The organism is Bacillus stercoris, from assembly GCF_029772985.1.
GTDB lineage: Bacteria > Bacillota > Bacilli > Bacillales > Bacillaceae > Bacillus > Bacillus stercoris.
On the sequence record NZ_CP121861.1, the window covers coordinates 1,931,256 to 1,955,024 of the forward strand.

27 protein-coding genes and 1 riboswitch are annotated in these 23,769 nt (G+C 41.9%); of the genes, 24 read left to right on the forward strand and 3 right to left on the reverse strand.

Annotation, left to right across the window (positions count from 1 at the left end):
• Positions 1-112 precede the first annotated feature (112 nt).
• From sigX to aroD, 3 genes are all read left to right on the forward strand, one after another.
• Positions 113-697 (forward strand): RNA polymerase sigma factor SigX, encoded by a 585-nt coding sequence (gene sigX, locus QA442_RS10185; protein WP_069149801.1) that lies wholly within the window; start codon positions 113-115, stop codon positions 695-697.
• Entirely contained in the window at positions 633-1,739 is a 1,107-nt protein-coding gene (locus tag QA442_RS10190; RefSeq protein WP_069839197.1) for a GerMN domain-containing protein, read from the forward strand. Before sigX ends, QA442_RS10190 begins: the two co-directional genes overlap by 65 nt.
• 110 nt (positions 1,740-1,849) lie before the next feature.
• Positions 1,850-2,620, forward strand: a complete 771-nt coding sequence (aroD, locus tag QA442_RS10195; RefSeq protein ID WP_095431501.1) for a type I 3-dehydroquinate dehydratase — start codon at positions 1,850-1,852, stop codon at positions 2,618-2,620.
• 40 nt (positions 2,621-2,660) lie between these two features.
• On the opposite strand, the gene serA is transcribed toward aroD, so the two are convergent.
• The gene (serA, locus tag QA442_RS10200) at positions 2,661-4,238 is read right to left on the reverse strand and encodes a phosphoglycerate dehydrogenase (protein WP_095431502.1); all 1,578 of its coding nucleotides are present in this window, start codon (positions 4,236-4,238) and stop codon (positions 2,661-2,663) included.
• A 208-nt stretch (positions 4,239-4,446) separates the two neighbouring features.
• Positions 4,447-4,581: riboswitch (FMN riboswitch) on the forward strand.
• A gap of 153 nt (positions 4,582-4,734) precedes the next feature.
• Here serA and fmnP point away from each other — a divergent pair.
• The gene (fmnP, locus tag QA442_RS10205) at positions 4,735-5,307 is read left to right on the forward strand and encodes a riboflavin transporter FmnP (protein ID WP_014664441.1); all 573 of its coding nucleotides are present in this window, start codon (positions 4,735-4,737) and stop codon (positions 5,305-5,307) included.
• 38 nt (positions 5,308-5,345) lie between these two features.
• Here the strand turns inward: fmnP and QA442_RS10210 are convergent, their stop codons facing one another.
• Positions 5,346-5,594: a ferredoxin gene (locus QA442_RS10210; protein WP_003225461.1), complete on the reverse strand. Its 249-nt coding sequence runs from the start codon at positions 5,592-5,594 to the stop codon at positions 5,346-5,348.
• 266 nt (positions 5,595-5,860) lie between these two features.
• On the opposite strand from QA442_RS10210, the gene QA442_RS10215 reads away from it, so the two are divergent.
• From QA442_RS10215 to fni, 17 genes are all read left to right on the forward strand, one after another.
• On the forward strand, positions 5,861-6,919 hold the full coding sequence (locus QA442_RS10215; RefSeq protein WP_095431641.1) for a YpbB family protein: 1,059 nt from the start codon (positions 5,861-5,863) through the stop codon (positions 6,917-6,919).
• On the forward strand, positions 6,912-8,402 hold the full coding sequence (locus QA442_RS10220) for a RecQ family ATP-dependent DNA helicase (RefSeq protein WP_095431503.1): 1,491 nt from the start codon (positions 6,912-6,914) through the stop codon (positions 8,400-8,402). Before QA442_RS10215 ends, QA442_RS10220 begins: the two co-directional genes overlap by 8 nt.
• 26 nt (positions 8,403-8,428) lie before the next feature.
• The gene (locus QA442_RS10225) at positions 8,429-9,031 is read left to right on the forward strand and encodes a CPBP family intramembrane glutamic endopeptidase (RefSeq protein ID WP_176465941.1); all 603 of its coding nucleotides are present in this window, start codon (positions 8,429-8,431) and stop codon (positions 9,029-9,031) included.
• Positions 8,982-9,728, forward strand: a complete 747-nt coding sequence (locus QA442_RS10230) for a LysM peptidoglycan-binding domain-containing protein (RefSeq protein ID WP_040082752.1) — start codon at positions 8,982-8,984, stop codon at positions 9,726-9,728. The genes QA442_RS10225 and QA442_RS10230 overlap by 50 nt, the downstream gene beginning before the upstream one ends.
• Positions 9,729-9,790: 62 nt before the next feature.
• A complete protein-coding gene (locus QA442_RS10235) occupies positions 9,791-10,234 on the forward strand; it encodes a YpbF family protein (RefSeq protein WP_095431504.1) in 444 nt (147 codons plus the stop codon).
• Positions 10,235-10,319: 85 nt separating this feature from the next.
• Positions 10,320-11,099: a metallophosphoesterase gene (locus QA442_RS10240; RefSeq protein WP_095431505.1), complete on the forward strand. Its 780-nt coding sequence runs from the start codon at positions 10,320-10,322 to the stop codon at positions 11,097-11,099.
• A gap of 158 nt (positions 11,100-11,257) precedes the next feature.
• The gene (locus tag QA442_RS10245) at positions 11,258-11,842 is read left to right on the forward strand and encodes a genetic competence negative regulator (RefSeq protein ID WP_003230533.1); all 585 of its coding nucleotides are present in this window, start codon (positions 11,258-11,260) and stop codon (positions 11,840-11,842) included.
• 158 nt (positions 11,843-12,000) lie between these two features.
• Positions 12,001-13,275 (forward strand): NAD-specific glutamate dehydrogenase, encoded by a 1,275-nt coding sequence (gene gudB, locus QA442_RS10250; protein WP_014664433.1) that lies wholly within the window; start codon positions 12,001-12,003, stop codon positions 13,273-13,275.
• 108 nt (positions 13,276-13,383) lie between these two features.
• Positions 13,384-14,358, forward strand: coding sequence for a YpdA family putative bacillithiol disulfide reductase (locus QA442_RS10255; RefSeq protein WP_095431506.1), 975 nt, complete (start codon positions 13,384-13,386; stop codon positions 14,356-14,358).
• Between the two features lie 119 nt (positions 14,359-14,477).
• Entirely contained in the window at positions 14,478-15,134 is a 657-nt protein-coding gene (gene prsW / locus QA442_RS10260) for a glutamic-type intramembrane protease PrsW (protein WP_014664431.1), read from the forward strand.
• Between the two features lie 152 nt (positions 15,135-15,286).
• Positions 15,287-16,204, forward strand: a complete 918-nt coding sequence (gene sleB, locus QA442_RS10265) for a spore cortex-lytic enzyme (protein ID WP_014664430.1) — start codon at positions 15,287-15,289, stop codon at positions 16,202-16,204.
• 34 nt (positions 16,205-16,238) lie between these two features.
• Positions 16,239-17,591 carry a germination protein YpeB gene (gene ypeB / locus QA442_RS10270; RefSeq protein WP_095431507.1) on the forward strand — a complete coding sequence of 451 codons (1,353 nt, stop codon included), beginning with the start codon at positions 16,239-16,241 and terminating at the stop codon, positions 17,589-17,591.
• Positions 17,592-17,684: 93 nt separating this feature from the next.
• On the forward strand, positions 17,685-18,338 hold the full coding sequence (locus QA442_RS10275; protein WP_095431508.1) for a cyclic di-GMP receptor DgrA: 654 nt from the start codon (positions 17,685-17,687) through the stop codon (positions 18,336-18,338).
• Between the two features lie 44 nt (positions 18,339-18,382).
• Positions 18,383-18,559, forward strand: a complete 177-nt coding sequence (locus QA442_RS10280; protein ID WP_052438154.1) for a YpfB family protein — start codon at positions 18,383-18,385, stop codon at positions 18,557-18,559.
• Between the two features lie 78 nt (positions 18,560-18,637).
• Complete coding sequence (gene cmk / locus QA442_RS10285) at positions 18,638-19,312, forward strand: (d)CMP kinase (RefSeq protein ID WP_040082757.1); 675 nt, start codon at positions 18,638-18,640, stop codon at positions 19,310-19,312.
• 232 nt (positions 19,313-19,544) lie between these two features.
• Positions 19,545-20,693 (forward strand): 30S ribosomal protein S1, encoded by a 1,149-nt coding sequence (gene rpsA, locus QA442_RS10290; RefSeq protein ID WP_014477197.1) that lies wholly within the window; start codon positions 19,545-19,547, stop codon positions 20,691-20,693.
• 12 nt (positions 20,694-20,705) lie between these two features.
• Positions 20,706-21,755, forward strand: a complete 1,050-nt coding sequence (gene fni, locus QA442_RS10295; RefSeq protein WP_095431643.1) for a type 2 isopentenyl-diphosphate Delta-isomerase — start codon at positions 20,706-20,708, stop codon at positions 21,753-21,755.
• A gap of 42 nt (positions 21,756-21,797) precedes the next feature.
• Here the strand turns inward: fni and QA442_RS10300 are convergent, their stop codons facing one another.
• The gene (locus QA442_RS10300; RefSeq protein ID WP_003225499.1) at positions 21,798-21,929 is read right to left on the reverse strand and encodes a YpzI family protein; all 132 of its coding nucleotides are present in this window, start codon (positions 21,927-21,929) and stop codon (positions 21,798-21,800) included.
• Positions 21,930-22,009: 80 nt separating this feature from the next.
• Between QA442_RS10300 and QA442_RS10305 the strand changes: the two genes are divergently transcribed.
• From QA442_RS10305 to QA442_RS10315, 3 genes are read left to right on the forward strand one after another with little or no spacing between them, the layout of a single operon-like run.
• A complete protein-coding gene (locus QA442_RS10305; protein ID WP_095431509.1) occupies positions 22,010-22,609 on the forward strand; it encodes a YphA family membrane protein in 600 nt (199 codons plus the stop codon).
• A complete protein-coding gene (locus QA442_RS10310) occupies positions 22,606-23,499 on the forward strand; it encodes a YIEGIA family protein (RefSeq protein WP_014664423.1) in 894 nt (297 codons plus the stop codon). Before QA442_RS10305 ends, QA442_RS10310 begins: the two co-directional genes overlap by 4 nt.
• On the forward strand, positions 23,496-23,690 hold the full coding sequence (locus QA442_RS10315; protein WP_004398137.1) for a capping complex subunit for YIEGIA: 195 nt from the start codon (positions 23,496-23,498) through the stop codon (positions 23,688-23,690). Before QA442_RS10310 ends, QA442_RS10315 begins: the two co-directional genes overlap by 4 nt.
• Positions 23,691-23,769 lie beyond the last annotated feature (79 nt).

The following is a 23,769-nucleotide window of genomic DNA, read 5'->3' on the forward strand; positions in this document are numbered from 1 at the left end:
TTAAGGATATGTTAATATAAATTCCCTTCCAAATTCCAGTTTCTCGTAATATAGTTGTAATGTAACTTTTCAAGCTATTCATACGACAAAAAAGTGAACGGAGGGGTTTCAAATGGAAGAAACCTTTCAATTATTATATGATACATATCATCAAGATTTGTACCAATTTTTATTTTATATGGTAAAGGATAAAAACCAGACAGAAGATCTTCTTCAAGAGGTTTATATCCGTGTATTAAATTCTTATCATACGTTTGAAGGAAGAAGCAGTGAAAAAACATGGCTTTTGTCTATCGCACGCCATGTAGCGATAGACTGGTTCCGTAAACAGCAAACGATCAGACAGCGTATACTTGGCACATTTGACTGGGATACACAGGATGTCAGGGATCAGCAATTGCTTCCGGACGAACTTGCGGTTCAACATGAAAATGCCCGGGAAATTTATGCTGCACTTGATCAATGTACGATCGATCAAAGAGCTGTGATTATCTTGCGGTTTATTCAGGGATATTCAATACAGGAAACAGCCAAGGCTCTGCGCTTCTCGGAAAGCAAAGTAAAAACGACCCAACACAGAGGGCTCAAAGTACTTCGGAAACATATGGAGCTTTTGAGGGAGGAGCTAATGGATGATGAAGTCAGAATGGAACGAAGAACAGATAAAGGAGTTGCTAAGTCAACTTCCGGCAGTTAAAGACCATCGTTCGCCTCAGGATATTTACAAGCGGCTGACGATGGCAAAGCGTAAAAAAAAGCCCGCTGTCAGGTGGATTGGCCCCGCGTGTGCCGCTGCAATTGCGGTTTATATCGCCTTCATTATTTCTCCTCATTTCTTTGATCAGGCACAGCCTCAACAAAAAGAAGCGTCCCAAGAGCACGCAGTAACGAAAACTGAGACAGAAGACAGCCCAAAAGCTACATCATCCCTGGATCAGACATCGTATGTTGTACCTGAAAAGGAACAAGACAATTACATCACTGTAGCGGTTGCTGATGCCGATACATCCGCAATCATACCCATCAGCATCCAAAAAACAAATGCATACCAAACGATACAGGATATGCTGTTTGTAAGTAGTGAATTGGATATCTTTGATCATGCCATTACGATTCCATCCTTCATAGATGAAGTAGAAATAAAGGAAAACCCAAAGCAGAAGGAATTAAGTGTACGAGTCCATCAGCCTATTACGGCTTTTTCTGTAAAAGATGATACACTATTAAAAAAATTGCTGAAAGAATCCTTAAAATGGAGTCCTTATGAAAAAATAAAATTTCTTTCGGATCAAAATGAGCCTGGGGTTCGGCTTGGCTCATATGGCACTTTTACGGAAATTTCGATTCCCAAACAGTCAAAACGATCCTACTACTTGTACCAAAATAAACAGGGACAAGACTTTCTCGTTCCGTCAAAAAATTCTTTTGATACAGTAAAAGAAGCAATTATGGAAATGGACTCGAGCAGTCAAGAAGATACGAGACCTCTTATTCAAGCGGGTGCTGTCCAATCTGTAACGAAGAAACAGAAACACTTATATATCCGCTTCTCAAAGGACTCAGAAGTTGATGATTCTATTGCCGGTATTTTAATGATTGAGGGACTACTTTTAACTGCAAAAGAGTTTGGTTTCACAGAAGTGACCTTTACGGAAACCAGAACGAAAAAAATCGGCAAATATGACATATCAGATGCAATACCGGTGCCAGCTGCTCCAAATCCGATTTTCTTAAACTAAAAAGGGCCTTTTGGGCTCTTTTTTAGTTGCTGTTCATATAATAGAAATTTTCAAAAAAAAGTTGTGCGTGTATAATAAAACAAGGTAACGATTGAAAGGATTTGAGACGAGTGAACGTGTTAACGATTAAAGGAGTTTCCATCGGAGAAGGGATGCCGAAAATCATCGTTCCGCTGATGGGAAAAACGGAAGAACAAATTTTGAATGAAGCAGAAGCTGTAAAACTTCTGAATCCGGATATTGTAGAGTGGCGAGTTGACGTATTTGAAAAAGCGAATGACAGAGAAGCGGTCACAAAGATGATTTCTAAGCTTCGTAAGTCTTTAGCGGACGAGCTATTTCTATTTACATTCAGAACCCATAAAGAAGGAGGAAGCCTGGAAATAGACGAAAGCTCCTATCTTGCTTTGCTGGAATCGGCAATCCAAACAAAAGACATCGATCTGGTAGACATCGAATTATTTACAGGAGATGCACATGTAAAATCGTTAGTGTCACTGGCGGAAGAAAACAACGTCTATGTGGTGATGTCAAATCACGACTTTGAAAAAACACCTGCAAAAGATGAAATTCTTTCCAGACTTCGAAAAATGCAGGATTTAGGCGCGCATATTCCAAAAATGGCTGTCATGCCGAATGATACTGGAGATCTTTTAACGCTGCTTGATGCGACGTATACAATGAAAACAAAATATGCAGACCGTCCCATTATTACAATGTCAATGGCTGCCACAGGGCTCATCAGCAGGCTGAGCGGTGAGATTTTTGGATCGGCCTGTACTTTTGGCGCGGGAGAAGAGGCGTCGGCGCCAGGCCAAATACCTGTTTCTGAGCTAAGGAGTGTCTTAGACATTTTGCATAAAAACAACACACGAGAATAGAACAAAAAAAACTCAAGCTATATAGCTTGAGTTTTTTTGATTATGGTAGATCAATGAGCTTCACAGACACAATATCAGGGACATTTGTTAGTTCTTTCACAATTTTATCTTCCAGATGTCTGTCAAAGGAAAGCATCATGATGGCTTCTCCGCCTTTTTCCTTACGGCCAACCTGCATGGTTGCAATGTTAATATCGTTATCCCCGAGAATACGTCCTACTCGGCCAATAACACCTGTTGTATCTTGATGCTGGATATATACCAAGTGACCTGTCGGATAAAAATCGATATTAAATCCGTTGATCTCGACAATACGTTCCCCGAAATGAGGAATATACGTAGCCGTTACAGTAAAGGTGCTTCGGTCTCCTGTCACTTTTACGCTGATGCAGTTATCGTATCCAGATTCAGAAGAGGAAATTTTTTCACTGAAGCTAATGCCGCGTTCTTTTGCGACACCCCCGGCATTGACCTCATTAACAGTAGAGTCAACGCGCGGTTTTAAAAAGCCTGACAGAAGGGCTTTTGTAATGAACGATGTTTCAAGTTTGGCAATTGTGCCTTCATATTGAATGGCAACATCCTGTACCGGTTCTTTCATGCACTGTGATACAAGGCTGCCAATTTTTCCTGCAATTTGATGGTAGGGTTTAATTTTAGCGAATTCATCTTTTGTCATAGCAGGCAGGTTAATAGCTGACATAACAGGTAGACCTTTTGCGAACTGCAGAACTTCTTCTGACACTTGTGCCGCGACATTGAGCTGTGCTTCTTTCGTTGATGCTCCCAGGTGAGGAGTGGCAATGACTAATGGATGATCAACGAGTTTGTTGTCAACTGGCGGTTCAACTTCGAAAACGTCAAGCGCCGCTCCGGCAACATGCCCGCTTTCCAAAGCTTCGAGAAGTGCTTCTTCATCGATAATACCGCCTCGCGCACAGTTAATTAAGCGAACACCTTTTTTCGTTTTTGCAATCGTTTCTTTATTCAATAAGCCTTTTGTTTCTTTTGTTAAAGGCGTGTGAACGGTAATAATATCCGCACTTTCTAGCACTTCTTCAAATGTACGGCTGTTTACGCCGATTTTTTTCGCTCTTTCTTCCGTTAAGAAAGGATCAAAAACGTGCACAGTCATACCGAACGCTCTCGCACGCTGTGCAATTTCGCTTCCGATTCGGCCTAATCCTACAATACCAAGCGTTTTTCCATAAAGCTCTGAACCGACGTAAGCTGTACGGTTCCACTCTCTGGATTTCACTGAGATATTAGCCTGAGGAATATGTCTCATTAAAGAAGAGATCATCGCAAATGTATGCTCAGCTGTTGAAATGGTGTTGCCGTTCGGAGCGTTGATCACGATTACCCCGTGTTTAGTTGCCTCATCAATATCGATATTATCGACACCGACACCGGCTCTTCCGACAATTTTTAAAGAAGTCATTTTGTTGAAAAGGTCTTCTGTTACTTTTGTCGCACTTCGCACCAAAAGAGCATCAAAAGTATGTAATTCATCTTCTGCATCTGCTACGTTTTTTTGAACGATTTCAATAAAGTCTGATTCAATAAGTGGCTGTAAACCGTCGTTGCTCATTTTGTCTGAGACCAATACTCGAAACATCGTTAGATTTCCTCCTAAATTGACAAACTAAATATCTGATAATTTAACATATTCTCAAAAGAGTGTCAACGTGTATTGACGCAGTAAAGGATAAAAGTAAAGCCTAATATATCAATGTTCTGACAGCTTATAGGCAATATTTATAATTTGAAGCAATTCTCTATACAGCCAACCAGTTATCGTTTATAATGGAACTAAATTTCATATGATCAATCTTCGGGGCAGGGTGAAATTCCCTACCGGCGGTGATGAGCCAATGGCTCTAAGCCCGCGAGCTGTTTTTACAGCAGGATTCGGTGAGATTCCGGAGCCGACAGTACAGTCTGGATGGGAGAAGATGGAGGTTCATAAGCGTTTTGAAATTAAAGTTTTCAAACGTTTCTTTGCCTAGCCTCATTTTCGAAACCCCGCTTTTATATATGAAGCGGTTTTTTTATTGGCTGGAAAAGGACCTTTCCGTTTTCGAGTAAGATGTGATCGAAAAGGAGAGAGTGAAGTGAAAGTAAAAAAATTAGTTGTGGTCAGTATGCTGAGCAGCATTGCATTTGTTTTGATGCTGTTAAATTTCCCGTTTCCGGGTCTTCCGGATTATTTGAAAATCGATTTTAGCGACGTTCCTGCTATTATTGCCATTCTGATTTACGGACCTTTGGCGGGTATTGCCGTAGAAGCGATAAAAAATGTTCTTCAGTATATCATTCAGGGAAGCATGGCAGGAGTTCCTGTAGGGCAAATTGCGAATTTTATTGCAGGAACACTCTTTATATTGCCGACTGCTTTCTTATTTAAAAAGCTCAACTCAGCAAAGGGTTTGGCTGTCAGCCTGCTTTTGGGAACTGCAGCGATGACCATTTTGATGAGCATTTTAAATTATGTTCTGATTCTTCCTGCATACACGTGGTTTTTACATTCACCGGCATTATCCGACAGCGCGCTGAAAACAGCAGTCGTCGCGGGTATCCTGCCGTTTAACATGATAAAAGGTATTGTGATTACGGTTGTTTTCTCACTTATTTTTATCAAGCTTAAGCCATGGATTGAGCAGCAGCGAAGTGCACATATCCATTAAATAAAAAAGCTCCCGCCGGGGAGCTTTTTTTGTTACTTCTATTCAAATTTAAGCGGGTCGCCTTCAAATGGCTCATCCGCCACTTTGATGGAATCAGTAGGGCATCCTTCAAATGCGTCAATCATATCTTCTTCCAGTACCTCAGGAACTTCGACGACACCTTTGTTTTCGTCAAGCGTTACGAACGCGATGCCTTCATCATCGTAATCGTAAATGTCTGGTGCAGCAGCTCCGCAAGCGCCGCATGCAATACATGTATCTTTGTCTACGATTGTGTACTTTGCCATGAATAAAACCTCCCAGATTGTTCTTGGTGGAACAAATGGATCAATCTTTATAATTTAATCAATTTAACACCTATTCCTCTTACTTATTGTAATGATGTTGCTGCCACATTTCAACAGAAAAATGATTGAGAATGCTTATCACATAAGGGGTTATCTACATAACATCCCCCTTAATGATGACTTTAAACGTCGATTTCTGTTTGAAATCTGTTAAAATAAAAAGAGCAAATCAACGATTTTTGTCAGGAAGAATGTGGGTGAATAGGTTGTCATTAAATTACTTCGATATTATGGTTCTCGATTGCCTTTGCAAAATAAATGGGGAACGGTCGGGAAGCGCTGTTTTTCACCTATTCAAAGGCAAGAGATCGTCACAAACCATTCAAGATGCCGGCTTATTTCAGACTGCAAAATACTTTGGAATGGCGGCGCAATGTTCGAGAAACGATATTTCTGCGTCGCTTGACAAGCTTGAAAAGCATTCATATCTCGCACCTTTGTCTGAAACAGATACATACAAAGTAACAGCCAGCGGCGAAGGAGTTTTGAGGCATGCCCTTAGTGAGCGGCCTTGGCCCGTTCATTGCCACGGTGCTCATTATCAGCAGGCTGCCAGCGTGCTTTGGAAAAGGCTTTCGCTGCTTGTGCAGGTCTTATCCCATAAGCAGCAAGGGAGCAGGCGATATATTCCTGTCACAAAGGATTACAAGACACTTCACTGGGTAAAGAAATACCTGTCCCGGCATACGGATCATAAAGAGATGGCAAGGAGCCTTTTTGCCATGCTTGAGGCGCATTTGAAAAAGATCGAAGACAAAGCAGCGCAAATTTTTGTCTACTCCTTAACCTCGCACGATCGGATCGGTTATACGAGCAGGCAGCTTGCTGACACGCTGAAAGAAGATGAATGGTATGTCTATATCATGTTTTGGGCTTCGGTACATTATTTTATTCATTCTCTTCCCGAGTGTGAAGATGCTTTGTTAAAGGATCTACTTTCTGATGTGCATTTAGATAATGCCCTGACAGAGTCAACGAGGAAAACATGGCAGATGGTCAAACAAGGGTTCCCGATACATCGAATTGCCGAAATCAGAAAGCTGAAAACAGCGACGATCGAAGACCATATTGTTGAGATTTCTCTTCACGAGCCTGCGTTTATAATTAATGACTATGTATCAGCAGAAGATCAAATCCAAATTGCAGCGTTTGCCAAACGGATGCAGACGAACAAAATCAAACAAATTCGTGACGGTCTGGGGCAGCGGTTCAGCTACTTTCAAATCAGACTGGCATTGACAAAGCAGGTGCAGCAATATGAGTAGATTACAGCAAACGTTACATCATTATTTTGGTTTTACTTCCTTTAAAAAAGGGCAGGAGGACATTATTAGAAGTATTCTCAGCGGGAAGGATACCATTGCAATGCTCCCGACTGGGGGAGGGAAATCGCTTTGCTACCAGCTGCCTGGTTATATGCTTGACGGCATGGTATTAATCGTTTCTCCACTGCTTTCTTTAATGGAAGATCAGGTGCAGCAGCTGAAAGCCCGAGGAGAAAAGCGTGCGGCCGCTTTGAACAGCATGCTTAACAGGCAGGAAAGACAATTTGTTTTAGAACATATTCATCAATATAAATTTTTGTACTTGTCTCCTGAGGCTCTGCAGTCTCCATATGTATTGGAAAAATTGAAAAACGTTCCGATCAGCCTTTTTGTTATTGATGAAGCACATTGTATATCTGAATGGGGCCACGACTTCAGGCCTGACTATTCAAAGCTCGGACAACTGAGAAAAATACTGGGACACCCGCCCGTTTTGGCATTGACTGCTACGGCTACAAAGGATACGCTGCAAGATGTCATGAACCTGCTGGAGCTGCAGCATGCTGACCAGCATCTCAACTCAGTCAACCGCCCGAATATCGCACTTAAGGTTGAAAATGCGGCGGATGCGGCCGAAAAAATAGATAGGGTCATTCAGCTGGTTGAAAACCTGCAAGGTCCGGGAATTGTTTATTGTCCGACACGGAAATGGGCCGAGGAATTAGCTGGTGAAATTAAAAGCAAAACAAGCAGCAGAGCAGACTTTTACCATGGCGGTTTGGAGTCAGGTGACAGAATTTTAATTCAGCAGCAGTTTATTCATAACCAGCTTGATGTGATATGTTGTACGAATGCGTTTGGAATGGGTGTCGATAAACCTGATATCAGATATGTGATTCATTTTCACCTTCCGCAGACGGCTGAAGCTTTTATGCAGGAAATCGGCAGAGCGGGCCGCGATGGAAAGCCGAGTGTCAGCATTTTGCTGCGGGCGCCAGGGGATTTTGAATTGCAGGAGCAGATTATCCAAATGGAGAGTGTCACAGCTGAAGAAATCGCCGACGTGATTGGTGTGCTAGAGAAGACGGAGGAGCGGGATGAGAGAAGACTGCGTGACGTATTAATGCAGTATGGCGCCGGAGAGACACAGGCCCGTACGATGATTCATCTCTTTATGCAGGGGAAAACGTCAGTTGAACTGATGAAGAAAGAAATTTCATATCGCATGGAGCTGAAGCTGGAAAAAATGCGCCGTGTTTCTTTTCTGCTTCAGCGTGAGGGCTGTTTAAGGCAGTCGCTGTTAACCTACTTTGATGAATCGTACGAGCCAGATGCCGGAAACTTCCCGTGCTGTTCTCATTGTGGTTTTGATTTATCCTTGTATGAACAAATAGGGGAACGGAGTAAAATGGCGCCATTAGACAGCTGGAGTTCGGAATTGCACCGGATATTCAGCTTGCAGACTGTAGGTGAGCTGAACTGAAACAGCAAATAGATTATATTCAGCATATGTCTGACCGTGATATGCTGAAGCAGTTATATTTGACGCAGTTACTCATTATCTTTGCCGCAGCTGCAGCAGGGCTGTTCTTTTTTGAGGATATACGAGATGTACTAAAGCTCTGGGACATTCACGATATGCGAATCATCTGGTATGGTGTTTCTATAGCGGTTATTGTTATTTTAGCCGATATGGCAATAATGAAATGGTGCCCACATCATTTATATGATGACGGCGGAATCAATAAAAAAATATTCAGTAAGAGGTCAATCCCTCATATTATATTTTTAACGCTTCTGATTGCTTTCGCGGAAGAAATGTTATTCAGAGGAGTGCTGCAGACTCATATCGGTTTATGGGCGGCCAGCCTTATCTTTGCCGTTCTGCACTTTCGGTATTTGTCAAAATGGCTGTTATTTATTATGGTGACAGCAATCAGCTTTTTACTTGGTCTGATGTATGAATGGACCGGTAACTTATTTGTTCCGATGACGGCACATTTTATCATTGATGCCGTGTTTGCCTGTCAGATTCGTTTTGAACATGTGAGGAGGGATAAACATGACGAACATGTCGAGAGTAGAGAGAAGAAAAGCCCAGAATCTTTATGAAGATCAAAATGCCGCATTGGCGGACGATTATGTCGATGATGATGGTGAAAGCCTCCCGACAAGACAATCCGTAAAAAATCAAAGAGAACAGAAAAAAAAGCAAGGCAAAACAAAAACGCCATTATTTACAGTACTCGCTGTACTATTTGTATTTGTGCCGGTTATCGTTTTAGTTACCTTATTTTATTTAAAGAGCCACCCGGATAATCATGACGATTATGAAGATGTTTTTATCGACAGCAGCCAAAGCAAATACGAGGTTGTCCCGAAATCAGAGGATAAAAACAATGCCGACACTAAAGACACCAAAGAGACAGCACTGCAAAAGGAGTCAAAAAAAAAGCTTGAAGATTCAAAGGCGAAAGAGCCGGCAAAATCAGCTGCTGATCAGAAACAGACTGCTGTAGCGGAAAAAGAAGACTCGGCAAATAAGGAGGAAGCAACCGCCGCGGCTGCTTCCTCTTCCCAATCAACAGTACAACGGCAAGAACAGCAACAGAAGCCGGCTGAGCCAGCTCAACCTGAGCCGAATCGCATTGTCAAGCACACCGTTCAAAAGAAAGAAACGCTATACCGCATTTCCATGAAGTATTATAAAAGCCGGACAGGAGAAGAAAAAATTCGGGCGTATAATCATCTGAATGGAAATGATGTTTACACCGGACAAGTTTTGGACATCCCCTTAATGGATGAATAGAGCATTTTTTTTCTTTTACGTTCATATATTGTAGCAATGAAAATGGACAAGGTGTGAAGCGTATGGAATCCTTATGGAATCAGCTGGATCAGTTTACAGACGCGCCGACCAAACAGATGCTCCAAGCGCTGGTGAAGCGAAAACAAAAATTTGAAAATTATGCGTTGCAATGCCGCAGATGGCGATGGGCTTCACTTATTTGCTTAGGCTTATTATGTCTTATGATTATGGTCAAAAGCCCGGCGCCTCAGCTCATACTTCAAGAAATGCTCAGCCATACCTTTTATTTATTTTGGATGATGGCAACTGCTTTTGCATACTGCACTTCATATTACTTTAAGAAAAAGGAAGAAAAAGCTGAGAGTGATTTCCATAAACTGAGATGCGAAATTATTCAGAAAAGCACTGATCTTTGGCCGCAGCCGGATAAATGGAAGGCGAGAGAGTCTGTTTTTCAAATGATGAAGCACAGATATGACATTAATCTATATTTTGAAAGTAAATAAAATCGGGCGTTTTCTCAAACGGTAGAAACGTCTTTTTTTATTGTCCGTCTTATTGATAAGTTCTAAAAAAGAATGGAGAGTTTTTATGAAGCTATCAGTGAAAATTGCCAGTGTGCTGACTGTTGCGGCAGCGGCAATGACGGCAAAAATGTATTCAACTGCAAAAGGCAACCATTTAAAAACACATACGTTTCCTTTATCAAAAATGAAGGGCAAGCCGCCACTTACCATCTTTTTTATTTCGGACATTCACAAACGTCTTATCGATCAAGACCTTTTGGAAAAAGCGCGAAGCCATGCCCCTCACCTCGTAATCATCGGCGGAGATTTAGCTGAGGGCGGGGTGCCTATTCCGAGAATCGAGGAAAACATCAAAAGGCTCGCTGATTTAGGAGTTCCTGTTGTATTTGTGTGGGGGAATAATGATTATGAAGTCAAACAGCATAAGCTGTATTCCATATTCAAAGCGCACGGCGTCATCACTCTGAGGAATGAGTCAGTTCCGTTTTCGCACAACGGCCATACGATTGCGATTGCCGGGGTTGATGATATCAGGATGGAGATGGATCATTATGAGGAAGCCATTAAAGAACTCGACAAAAGCCAGCTGAATATTCTAGTTTGTCATAATCCGGAGATTCATGAGCAAATCAATGAAGGTGACGGTATTGATGTGATATTCAGCGGACATACCCATGGAGGTCAGATCAGGTTTGGGAAATTTGGCCCTTATGAACTGGGGAAAACAGGCATTGTTAAAAATGCGGCTTATCTGATCAGCAACGGCTACGGCACGACAAAAGTGCCTCTGCGTTTAGGTGCTGAGCCTGAAACACACATTGTGACTCTTTGCGGACCAGAGTAACTTCTAAAAAGCAAAAATCCATATGGCAATAAAAACTGCATTGTGCTTGTCTTACTAGTGAACTCAGTGTAAACTGATAACAATTAAGAACCTATGACTCATCATCTCATATAATGTGTTATATGATTTGTGTGCAAGTAGAGGCAGGAGGGAACGTTATGCGGCTTGAGCGTCTGAATTATAATAAGATCAAAATCTTTTTAACCCTCGATGATTTGACAGACCGGGGATTGACAAAAGAAGACCTCTGGAAGGACTCATTTAAAGTCCACCAGTTATTTAAAGATATGATGAATGAAGCAAATACAGAGCTCGGCTTTGAAGCGAATGGACCGATTGCAGTGGAAGTGTATTCTCTCCAAGCACAAGGGATGGTCGTGATCGTAACAAAGAACCAAGACGCCGATTCAGAAGACGATGAGTATGATGATGATTACATCGAAATGCAAGTCAAGCTTGATGAAAGCGCGGACATCATATATCAATTCCATTCCTTTGAAGATATCATTCAGCTTTCAGAAAGCTTACAGCGAATCGGTATCACAGGGGGAACTGTTTACCACTATGACGGGCAGTACTTTTTAAGCCTTGAAGATCTGGGGTCACATACGGCTGAGGGGGTTGTGGCGGTTCTGGCTGAATACGGCAATCCGACAACTTTAACAATTTATCGCCTGCAAGAGTATGGTAAGCTCATTATGGACGGTAATGCCGTTGAGACGATACAAACTCATTTTTCATAAGAATGCAACGGAAAACTGCTGATTTCACAGCAGTTTTTTTTTCGGTAAAAAACATGGAAAAACATAACGTTTATTCTATGCACAGATCAGATGAAGGTGTATACTATTCTCTGAAAGGGAGCATGTGAGAAACAGAAGATTCTAGGAGGTTAACTCAAATGGCAGCCGATCGAAACACCGGTCATACAGAAGAGGACAAACTTGATGTATTAAAATCAACCCAAACCGTAATACATAAGGCTCTGGAAAAATTGGGGTATCCCGAAGAGGTATACGAACTGTTAAAAGAGCCGATGAGGTTATTAACGGTAAAAATACCTGTTCGTATGGACGACGGTTCAGTAAAGATTTTCACAGGTTATCGTGCGCAGCACAATGACTCTGTCGGTCCGACGAAAGGCGGGATACGTTTTCACCCGAACGTAACAGAAAAAGAGGTGAAGGCGCTTTCAATTTGGATGAGTTTAAAATGCGGCATAATTGATCTTCCATATGGCGGTGGTAAAGGCGGAATTGTTTGTGATCCAAGGGATATGTCGTTTAGAGAGCTGGAGCGTCTGAGCAGAGGGTATGTCAGAGCGATCAGCCAAATTGTCGGCCCGACAAAAGACGTGCCGGCGCCAGATGTATTTACAAACTCACAAATCATGGCTTGGATGATGGATGAGTATTCAAGAATTGATGAATTTAATTCGCCTGGATTTATTACAGGCAAGCCGCTTGTGCTTGGCGGATCTCACGGGAGAGAATCTGCGACAGCAAAAGGTGTAACCATCTGTATTAAAGAAGCGGCCAAGAAAAAAGGCATCGATATTAAAGGTGCGCGTGTCGTTGTCCAAGGCTTCGGAAACGCGGGAAGCTATTTGGCAAAATTCATGCATGATGCGGGAGCAAAGGTTGTCGGCATCTCAGATGCATATGGCGGACTTTATGATCCGGAAGGCCTTGATATCGATTATTTACTCGACCGACGCGACAGCTTCGGTACTGTAACAAAGCTTTTCAACGATACCATTACGAACCAAGAGCTGCTGGAGCTTGATTGTGATATTCTCGTTCCTGCTGCGATTGAAAATCAAATTACAGAAGAAAATGCCCATAATATCCGGGCTAAAATTGTCGTTGAAGCGGCGAACGGGCCAACAACGCTTGAAGGAACAAAAATTCTTTCAGACCGAGACATTCTGCTTGTGCCAGACGTGCTGGCAAGTGCCGGTGGCGTAACAGTTTCTTATTTTGAATGGGTTCAGAATAACCAAGGCTTCTACTGGAGTGAAGAAGAGGTAGAAGAAAAATTAGAAAAAATGATGATCAAGTCATTTAACAATATTTACGAAATGGCTAATAACCGAAGAATTGACATGAGGCTAGCTGCATATATGGTCGGCGTACGCAAAATGGCTGAAGCTTCGCGTTTTAGAGGCTGGATATAAGTTGATGATTTGCATAAAAATAAAAAATCTCCTATGATAAAATAGGAGATTTTTTTATTCGGAAATAGAAAATATGAAGTGAAATGCCAATCGCAGGAGTTGACAGAAATGATTCAAGAAAAAGCAATTATTATAGGCGGAGGACCTTGTGGACTATCTGCTGCCATTCACCTAAAACAAATTGGCATTGATGCCCTCGTCATCGAAAAAGGCAATGTCGTTAACAGTATTTACAATTATCCGACACATCAAACCTTTTTCAGCTCAAGTGAAAAGCTCGAAATCGGAGATGTGGCATTTATTACAGAAAACAGGAAGCCTGTCAGAATTCAGGCTTTATCGTATTACCGGGAAGTCGTTAAACGGAAAAACATTCGTGTTAATGCGTTTGAAATGGTGCATAAAGTGACGAAAACGGAAAATAACGCATTCGTTATTGAGACGTCAAAAGAGATCTACACGACGCCATATTGTATCATCGCCACAGGCTATTATGATCATCCAAACTATATGAATATACCCGGTGAGGATTTGCCGAAAGTATTTCATTATTTTAAAGAAGGCCATCCGTATTTTGATAAAGATGTTGTGGTCATCGGCGGGAAAAATTCAAGTGTGGACGCCGCCCTTGAACTCGTGAAATCTGGAGCGCGTGTCACAGTTTTATATAGGGGCAATGAGTATTCGCCAAGTATTAAGCCGTGGATCTTGCCCGAATTTGAAGCGCTCGTCAGAAACGGTACAATCCGTATGGAATTTGGCGCCTGTGTCGAAAAAATCACCGAGGATGAAGTTGTGTTTCGTTCCGGAGAGAAAGAGCTCATTACCATTAAAAATGATTTTGTGTTTGCCATGACAGGCTATCATCCTGACCATCAATTTCTTGAAAAAATTGGTGTGGAGATTGATAAAGAAACAGGACGTCCATTTTTCAATGAAGAAACAATGGAAACGAACGTTGAAGGTGTCTTTATTGCCGGGGTTATTGCTGCGGGAAACAATGCAAATGAAATATTTATTGAAAACGGCAGGTTTCATGGAGGGCAAATCGCAGCGGAAATCGCCAAAAGAGAAAACCACTAAAGATGAGGAGCATATGATGCATTCGTATGCTCTTTTTGTTTTTTTACGTGCAGACAGATGTAAAATGATAAACAACATGGTAGGATAGACGTAGGAATATAAAGGAAAGAGGTTGCCTGATGTTTGCAATCATCTCTGCAGGAATTGCCCCCGGCATCGCGCTGTTAAGTTATTTTTATTTAAAAGATCAGTATGATAATGAACCTGTACATATGGTGCTTCGGTCGTTTTTTCTCGGGGTTGTTCTTGTATTTCCCACAATGTTTATCCAGTATGTACTTGAAAAAGAGAATGTAGGAGGCGGAAGCTTTTTCGTTTCTTTTTTATCTTCAGGGTTTTTAGAGGAATCATTAAAATGGTTTATACTGATGATCAGTGTTTACCCGCACGCCCATTTTGATGAGCATTATGATGGGATTGTGTACGGTGCAAGTGTATCACTCGGTTTTGCAACCCTCGAAAATATTCTTTATTTAATTGGACACGGTGTGGAGCATGCGTTTGTCAGAGCGCTCCTGCCTGTTTCTTGCCATGCCTTGATTGGTGTGATAATGGGATTTTACCTCGGAAAAGCGCGCTTTTCCGCTGATAAGGCGCGTGTGAAGTGGCTTGTTCTTTCTTTAGTTCTCCCATCCCTTTTGCATGGATCATATGATTTTATCCTGACAGCGCTTAGTAATTGGATTTATTACATGCTTCCATTTATGGTATTTTTATGGTGGTTTGGTTTACGTAAAGCGAAAAAAGCCCGTTCCGTTAATATGATGCAAGTATAGAAGCCGCACAGCAATCGTGCGGCTTTTTTGTGTGCAGTTTTTACAAAAGAGATTTTATGTTCTGAGGGATAACAAGGAAAGAGTGTATAAAAATAACCTCGTTACAGAAAATACGATTACACTTAAAAATTTGCTGTAGGAGGCTTGAAAAGATGAAGTCCAAAGGATCGATTATGGCATGTCTCATCCTTTTTTCCTTTACAATAACGACGTTTATTAATACTGAAACGATCTCTGCCTTTTCGAATCAGGTCATTCAAAGAGGGGCAACAGGGGATGATGTGGTCGAGCTTCAGGCGCGTCTTCAATACAACGGATATTATAACGGAAAAATTGACGGGGTTTATGGATGGGGAACATACTGGGCAGTTCGAAATTTTCAGGATCAATTCGGGTTAAAAGAGGTTGACGGCCTTGTCGGGGCTAAAACAAAGCATACCTTAATATGCAAATCTAAGTATTATCGTGAATATGTTATGGAACAGCTCAATAAAGGGAACACATTCACGCATTACGGAAAAATTCCGCTGAAGTATCAGACGAAACCGTCAAAAGCAGCAACACAAAAAGCAAGACAGCAAGCGGAAGCGAGGCAGAAACAGCCTGCGGAAAAAACAACGCAGCAGCCTAAAGCGAATGCGAATAAACAGCAAAACAATACACCAGCAAAAGCAAGAAAACAGGATGCAGTAGCAGCGAACATGCCTGGTGGATTTTCCAACAACGATATCAGGCTGCTTGCTCAAGCGGTTTATGGCGAAGCCCGGGGCGAGCCATACGAGGGGCAGGTTGCGATTGCAGCAGTCATTTTGAACCGTTTGAACAGCCCGTTATTTCCAAATTCAGTGGCGGGGGTTATTTTTGAGCCGCTTGCCTTCACAGCAGTAGCCGACGGGCAAATTTACATGCAGCCGAATGAAACGGCTCGAGAAGCGGTGCTGGATGCCATTAATGGCTGGGACCCGTCAGAGGAAGCACTTTACTACTTTAATCCGGATACGGCTACAAGTCCGTGGATTTGGGGGCGTCCTCAGATTAAAAGAATCGGTAAACACATTTTCTGTGAGTAGCAGATATGAGAAAGCATAAAAAGAGGTGTGATAAATGATCAGAGGAATTTTAATCGCCGTGCTTGGTATTGCAATAGTCGGTACAGGCTACTGGGGATACAAAGAACACCAGGAAAAAGACGCAGTTCTTCTTCATGCTGAAAATAACTATCAGCGGGCGTTTCATGAGCTTACCTATCAGGTGGATCAGCTTCATGATAAAATCGGAACAACACTTGCCATGAACAGCCAAAAATCACTGTCGCCTGCATTGATTGATGTGTGGAGGATTACTTCTGAAGCACATAACAGCGTCAGTCAGCTGCCGCTTACATTAATGCCGTTTAATAAAACGGAAGAGCTATTATCAAAGATCGGTGATTTCAGCTATAAAACGTCAGTCAGAGATTTGGACCAGAAGCCGCTTGATAAAAACGAGTATACATCACTAAATAAGCTATATCAGCAGTCTGAAGATATCCAAAATGAATTGCGCCATGTTCAGCACCTTGTCATGAGCAAAAACCTTCGCTGGATGGACGTAGAAATGGCACTGGCTTCAGACGAAAAACAAAGTGACAATACAATTATCAACAGCTTTAAAACTGTCGAAAAGAATGTTGGTGCATTCTCCACCGACACTGACCTTGGCCCAAGTTTCACCAGCACGAAAAAAGAAGAAAAGGGTTTCAGCCACCTGAAGGGAAAACAAATTTCCGAACAGGAAGCAAAACAAATTGCTGAGCGCTTTGCCCCTGATGACAATTATTCAATTAAGGTGGTAAAGAGCGGAAAAAAAACAAATCGCGATGTATATAGCATCAGCATGAAAGACCCAGACCATAAAGCAGCGATTTATATGGATATCACGAAGAAGGGCGGGCATCCGGTATATTTGATCCAAAACAGAGAAGTGAAAAACCAGAAAATCAGTTTGAATGACGGATCGAACCGAGCGCTCGCATTTTTAAAGAAAAACGGATTTGAAACAGATGATTTGGAAATTGATGAAAGTGCCCAATATGATAAAATCGGCGTATTTTCATATGTTCCTGTTGAAAATAAAGTCCGGATGTACCCGGAGGCAATCCGCATGAAAGTGGCCTTGGATGACGGTGAGGTTGTCGGTTTTTCAGCAAGAGACTTCCTAACATCCCATAGAAAAAGAACTATACCTAAGCCGGCAATTACTGAAGCAGAGGCAAAATCTAAATTAAATAAAAATGTACAAGTGAGAGAAACAAGGCTCGCTTTAATTACAAATGAACTTGGTCAAGAAGTGTTATGCTATGAAATGCTCGGAACCATTGAAAATGACACATTTAGAATGTATATAAATGCCAATGATGGCACAGAAGAAAAGGTTGAAAAATTAAAAAATGCAGAGCCTATATATAAAGACCTATAAAAAACAGGAGGAAAGGACTAAATGTCTTTTCCTTTTTTTCATTACGTGCTTTAATAAAAACGTGAGTATAATGAATACGAAAGAGTGAAGTCAATGATAGAGATTGGAGAAAATGTACTTTTAGAATATATAGAAGAAAATGAATTGAAAAAGGCAAAAACTAAGGCGGTAAGTATCGAAAACAATGAGCTTTTGATCGCGTATCCGGTTGATGTAGTTACAGGGCGAACTGTGATTTTACATAATGATATGGAGATAACGGTAGAGTTTGTGGGTAAAGACCAAGTTCCTTACCGCTTTACAAGCCGTATAAAAGGCAAAGTGAAGGACAAACTTCAAATGATCTGTCTTGAAGTGCCTCCCCGTGAAAAAATGAAAAGAATCCAGCGCCGCCAGTATGTAAGAACTGATGCGGTATTAGATGTGCAAATTCAGCCGGCAAATGAAGAAGAATTCCGCACACTATCCTATAACATTAGTGCAGGCGGCATCGCCGTGGTTTTAGCTGATGGACGTTCTTTTCAAGCCGGGGAATCACTGCGCCTGATCATCTGTCTTTCTGAAGAGGAGCACACACGTCAAATAGAAACAGAAGCGGTTGTCAGACGTCTCTTTGATGACCCAAAGTCAGGAAAACGCAAAATGACTTTAGAGTATTCAGAAATTGCAGCAAGTGACCAGCAGGCTCTGCTTCAATACTGCATTCGGCGCCAGTTAAAAAAGAGAAGAAAAGCCCGAATGGAATAAACATCGTCAAACACTTCCATACTATTAGTAATGGAGGTGCTCCAATGAAAACATTTGAACGGCTGCTGATCAAATTAGTGTTCATTCAGGCCATCATTTTACTTGGTGTCCAATTTCTTTTTCACTATCAGCATATTGAACCATACGTATCAAAAGTGATTCAATATGAAGGGGTGGATAAAATGGCGGAAAACAATAGGATTGAAACGTTCAAACATTAATTATTCATCAATTTTTCACCCTTTTTCATAAAGTTCATGATACAATCCATAGAGGAGAAAAGAGCAAGGAGAGGAATTATGGAAAAGAAATTATCGATTGCAATCGACGGCCCGGCAGCTGCAGGGAAAAGCACTGTCGCCAAAATTGTGGCTGAGAAAAAATCGTACATATATATTGATACAGGAGCAATGTACCGGGCGATAACGTACGCGGCTTTACAAGAAAACGTTGAGCTGACAAATGAAGAAAAATTGGCTGAGCTATTAAAGCGGACTGACATTGAACTGATTACGACAAAAGAAGGACAAAAAGTGCTTGTAAACGGCACTGATGTAACTGAGGCGATCAGAACAGATGAAGTCAGCAACCAGGTTTCAATTGCGGCCAAGCATAGAAGTGTCAGAGAAGAAATGGTGAAACGCCAGCAGCAGCTTGGGGAAAAAGGCGGCGTTGTCATGGATGGTCGTGATATTGGAACTCACGTGCTGCCAAATGCAGAGGTGAAAATCTTTCTTTTGGCATCTGTTGAAGAGAGAGCGAAACGCCGTTATGAAGAAAATGTAAAAAAAGGCTTTGATGTCAACTACGAAACTTTAATTGAGGAAATTGCAAGAAGAGACAAGCTTGATTCAGAGCGTGAGGTATCTCCACTGCGTAAAGCAGAAGACGCTCTTGAAATCGACACAACATCGCTTTCCATTCAAGAGGTAGCTGATAAAATCCTCGAGGCGGTGGAGCAAAAGTCCCGCTGAGGATGGCAAATGCCACTTTTTTTGAATTTTTCAACGAAGATAGAATGTTATTGCTTGACAAACCTGTCCTTTTATTAGAAGTTAATACTAATAAAACTTTTTATTGATCATTCAAAAAACTTTTTTGGATGATTCTTTAATACATATTCGGCTAAAAGCGGGCATGTTATATGTTCAGCTTTCAAACCGTTTTAATTAAGCTGTGTAGGTTTGGACCAAGGAGGTTATTCAAATGACAGAGGAAATGAATCAAATTGATGTTCAAGTGCCAGAGGTTGGAGATGTAGTTAAAGGGATTGTCACAAAGGTAGAGGACAAGCATGTAGATGTAGAAATTATCAATGTTAAACAATCCGGTATTATTCCAATCAGTGAATTATCAAGTCTTCATGTAGAGAAAGCATCGGATGTTGTTAAAGTAGACGACGAGCTTGACCTGAAAGTAACAAAAGTGGAAGACGATGCTTTGATTTTATCTAAACGTGCTGTTGATGCAGACCGCGCTTGGGAAGACCTTGAGAAAAAATTTGAAACAAAAGAAGTGTTTGAAGCTGAAGTAAAAGATGTCGTGAAAGGCGGCCTTGTCGTTGATATCGGCGTTCGCGGTTTTATTCCGGCATCGCTTGTTGAAGCACATTTCGTTGAAGATTTCACTGACTATAAAGGAAAAACACTGTCTCTGCTTGTTGTAGAGCTTGACCGTGATAAAAACCGCGTGATCCTTTCACACCGTGCCGTTGTTGAAAGTGAACAAGCGAATAAAAAACAGGAACTTCTTCAGTCTCTTGAAGTTGGAAGTGTACTTGATGGCAAAGTGCAGCGCCTGACTGACTTTGGCGCGTTTGTTGATATCGGCGGCATCGACGGACTTGTGCACATTTCACAACTTTCTCACTCTCATGTAGAGAAACCGTCTGACGTTGTTGAAGAGGGACAAGAAGTAAAAGTGAAAGTGCTATCGGTTGACCGCGATAATGAACGTATTTCATTATCAATCAAAGATACACTGCCTGGACCTTGGAGCCAAATCGGCGAAAAAGTGAAGCCTGGCGATGTGCTTGAAGGAACTGTACAGCGTCTTGTAAGCTTCGGTGCCTTTGTTGAAATCCTTCCAGGTGTTGAAGGTCTCGTTCATATTTCTCAAATTTCCAATAAACACATCGGCACGCCGCATGAAGTCCTTGAAGAAGGACAGACTGTAAAAGTGAAGGTTCTTGATGTGAATGAAAATGAGGAGCGCATTTCATTAAGTATGCGTGAACTTGAAGAAACGCCTAAAGCTGACCAGGAAGATTACCGTCAATATCAAGCGAAGGAAGAAACAAGCACTGGCTTCCAGCTTGGAGATCTGATCGGAGATAAGCTGAATAAACTAAAATAATTGGTGATAAACGTGACTCGAGCAGAACGAAAAAGACAACACATCAATCATGCCTTGTCCACCGGCCAAAAGCGGGAAACAGGTCTTGATGATATTACGTTTGTTCACGTCAGTCTGCCCGATCTTGCATTAGAACAAGTAGATATTTCCACAAAAATCGGCGAACTTTCAAGCAGTTCGCCGATTTTTATCAATGCAATGACTGGCGGCGGCGGAAAACTTACATATGAGATTAATAAATCGCTTGCGCGAGCGGCTTCTCAGGCTGGAATTCCTCTTGCTGTGGGATCGCAAATGTCAGCATTAAAAGATCCATCAGAGCGTCTTTCCTATGAAATTGTTCGAAAGGAAAACCCAAACGGGCTGATTTTTGCCAACCTGGGAAGCGAGGCAACGGCTGCTCAGGCAAAGGAAGCAGTTGAGATGATTGGAGCAAACGCACTGCAGATCCACCTCAATGTGATTCAGGAAATTGTGATGCCTGAAGGAGACAGAAGCTTTAGAGGGGCACTGGAACGTATTGAACAAATTTGCAGTCATGTCAGTGTACCAGTCATTGTGAAAGAAGTCGGATTCGGTATGAGCAAAGAATCAGCAGGGAAGCTGTATGGAGCTGGTGCTACAGCTGTTGACATTGGCGGTTATGGGGGGACGAATTTCTCCAAAATTGAAAATCTCCGAAGGCAGCGGCAAATCACCTTTTTTAATTCGTGGGGCATTTCAACAGCTGCAAGTTTGGCGGAAATCCGCTCTGAGTTTCCCGCAAGCACCATGATCGCCTCTGGCGGCCTGCAGGATGCACTTGACGTGGCAAAGGCAATTGCGCTGGGGGCCTCTTGTACCGGAATGGCAGGGCATTTTTTAAAAGCGCTGACTGACAGTGGTGAGGAAGGATTGCTTGAGGAGATTCAGCTGATTCTTGAGGAATTAAAGATGATTATGACCGTGCTGGGCGCCAGTACGATTGCCGATTTACAAAAGGCGCCTCTTGTAATCAAAGGTGAAACCCATCATTGGCTCACAGAAAGAGGGGTCAATACATCAAGCTATAGTGTGCGATAAATGATAAAAGCCCAAAACCATATGTGGTTTGGGCTTTTTGCATTATGATTTTCGTTTTTTGAATCTTCCGTTTTGTTCAAGGCTTGTCGCTCCGTCATAGTGAATGGACTGGTCGCGGTCTGATTCGACTCTTCCTGAAGCTTTGAGTTTTTTTTCCTGTCTGTCTTTTCCCATGATCATACTCCTTAATTGTGAGAGAGATTGTTTAAAAAATGCGCTTTGACTCCATACTGGAAATATGGAGGAAGTGTAAAATGGAACAATTTTATTACTATTGGTCAATGTGGTTTCTGTGGGTTCTGACAACATTTATTATCCAAAAGACAAAAAGACGATTTGCCGTCTCTGTCTTTATTTTAACTAATATTATTCTTAGCATACATGACATCGCTTTATATTTTTCCCTTAACGCTGCATATATAATGTTTTTCGTTTGCGGGTGTGTCTATGCCGGGTATTTAAGAATGTATCGTTTCCGTTACATTCTAGTCTGTCTGACGCTTGTTGCCGCTTATGCGTTTGTTTATCTTTTTGCATTATATGACCCGGTTTGGTTCATCATAAAACCTGAGTGGGCTGCCGTTATATTAATAGTGCTTTTGACAGCTTCTGTTGAAAGGGATTTTGAGAAGCAGCTTGCCTTATTTGTCCTCGGAATGTGCCAAGGCGAACTGGTGTATTCATTTGTGATTCAGAAGTTGGCCGGGGCTTTGGCTGTCGGCGGCTTTCAATGGCTGAATGCGTGTTCTGCGGGGATGATATTGCTGTTTGGCATATCTAAATACGAACAGCTCGCAAGCCAGATTGGTCAGAAAAGCAAAAGATCAAACAAAGGAGCTACCAAAATGTCATGAGTGATTACATCTATCCGATTATTGCGGGGGTCATCGCCGGTATTGCAACAAGGCTTTATATGCTGAAAACGGATTATCGCCAGTATCCGACTTATATTCATGGGAAAGTGATTCATATCGCTCTGGGGATGATAGCGGCTGGTTTAGGTGCAATTATTATGCCGGCGCTTTTGCAGCAGGAATTTACGGCCATCACATTTTTAACGTTGGCAGCGACGCAATTTAGAGATGTTCGAAACATGGAGCGGAACACATTGACGCAAATGGATTCGTATGAACTTGTCTCGAGGGGAAGCACATATATTGAGGGGATTGCCATTGCGTTTGAAAGCAGAAATTATATTGTGATCTTTACAGCGCTTTTGACAACCTCCGCGTATGTGTTTTTATCCATCTGGGCTGCAGTCATAGCGGCTGTCGTTTGTTTCTTACTGGCCATGAAATTTATGTCGGGCAGTGTATTAAAGGATATTGTAGACATCGAGTACATAAAGCCACGCTTTGACGGTCCGGGCTTGTTTGTTGATAATATTTATATGATGAATATCGGGCTTCCAGAGAAACAGGAGCTGATTTTAAAGCATGGCATGGGCTTTATTTTGACGCCAAAAAACTTTAATTCAGCAGCGACGATAGCCAATTTAGGGCAGCGTCAGGCGATTTTATTTGATGTTTCCAATGTGCTCGGGGTTTATCGAGATTCAGGAGAGCCGTCTCTGACCCCAATTGCAAAACGGGATTTAAATGACGGGAGAGTGGCAGTTTTTGTTCTGCCGCAAATTCACCACCCCGAAACGGCAGTACAGATTATTAGCAATGTTCCAACCCTGGAAAATGCGATTAGAATGCCGACAGAGTTTATCAAGAATCAGGATAAGGTGATAGGATGAGTGAATCTCTCACGAAAGTGATTTTGTCTGTGATTACGACAAATCGAAACCGGGCTGCAGGGGGAGCGCCTGTCTTTTTTTGCAATGACCAAAAGGAGATGGAGCTTTTCGCTAAAAATCTTGAGGCGATCCTTGATGGAATAGCGCATAGAATCGGAGATGACGTGTATTTGATCGTGAAACATTTTTAAGAATAGTTGTGATCCCAGTAAAAACTGATATAATAAATGAGTTAAGCCCTTCCTCAGAAGGGTTTCTTTTCATAAAAGT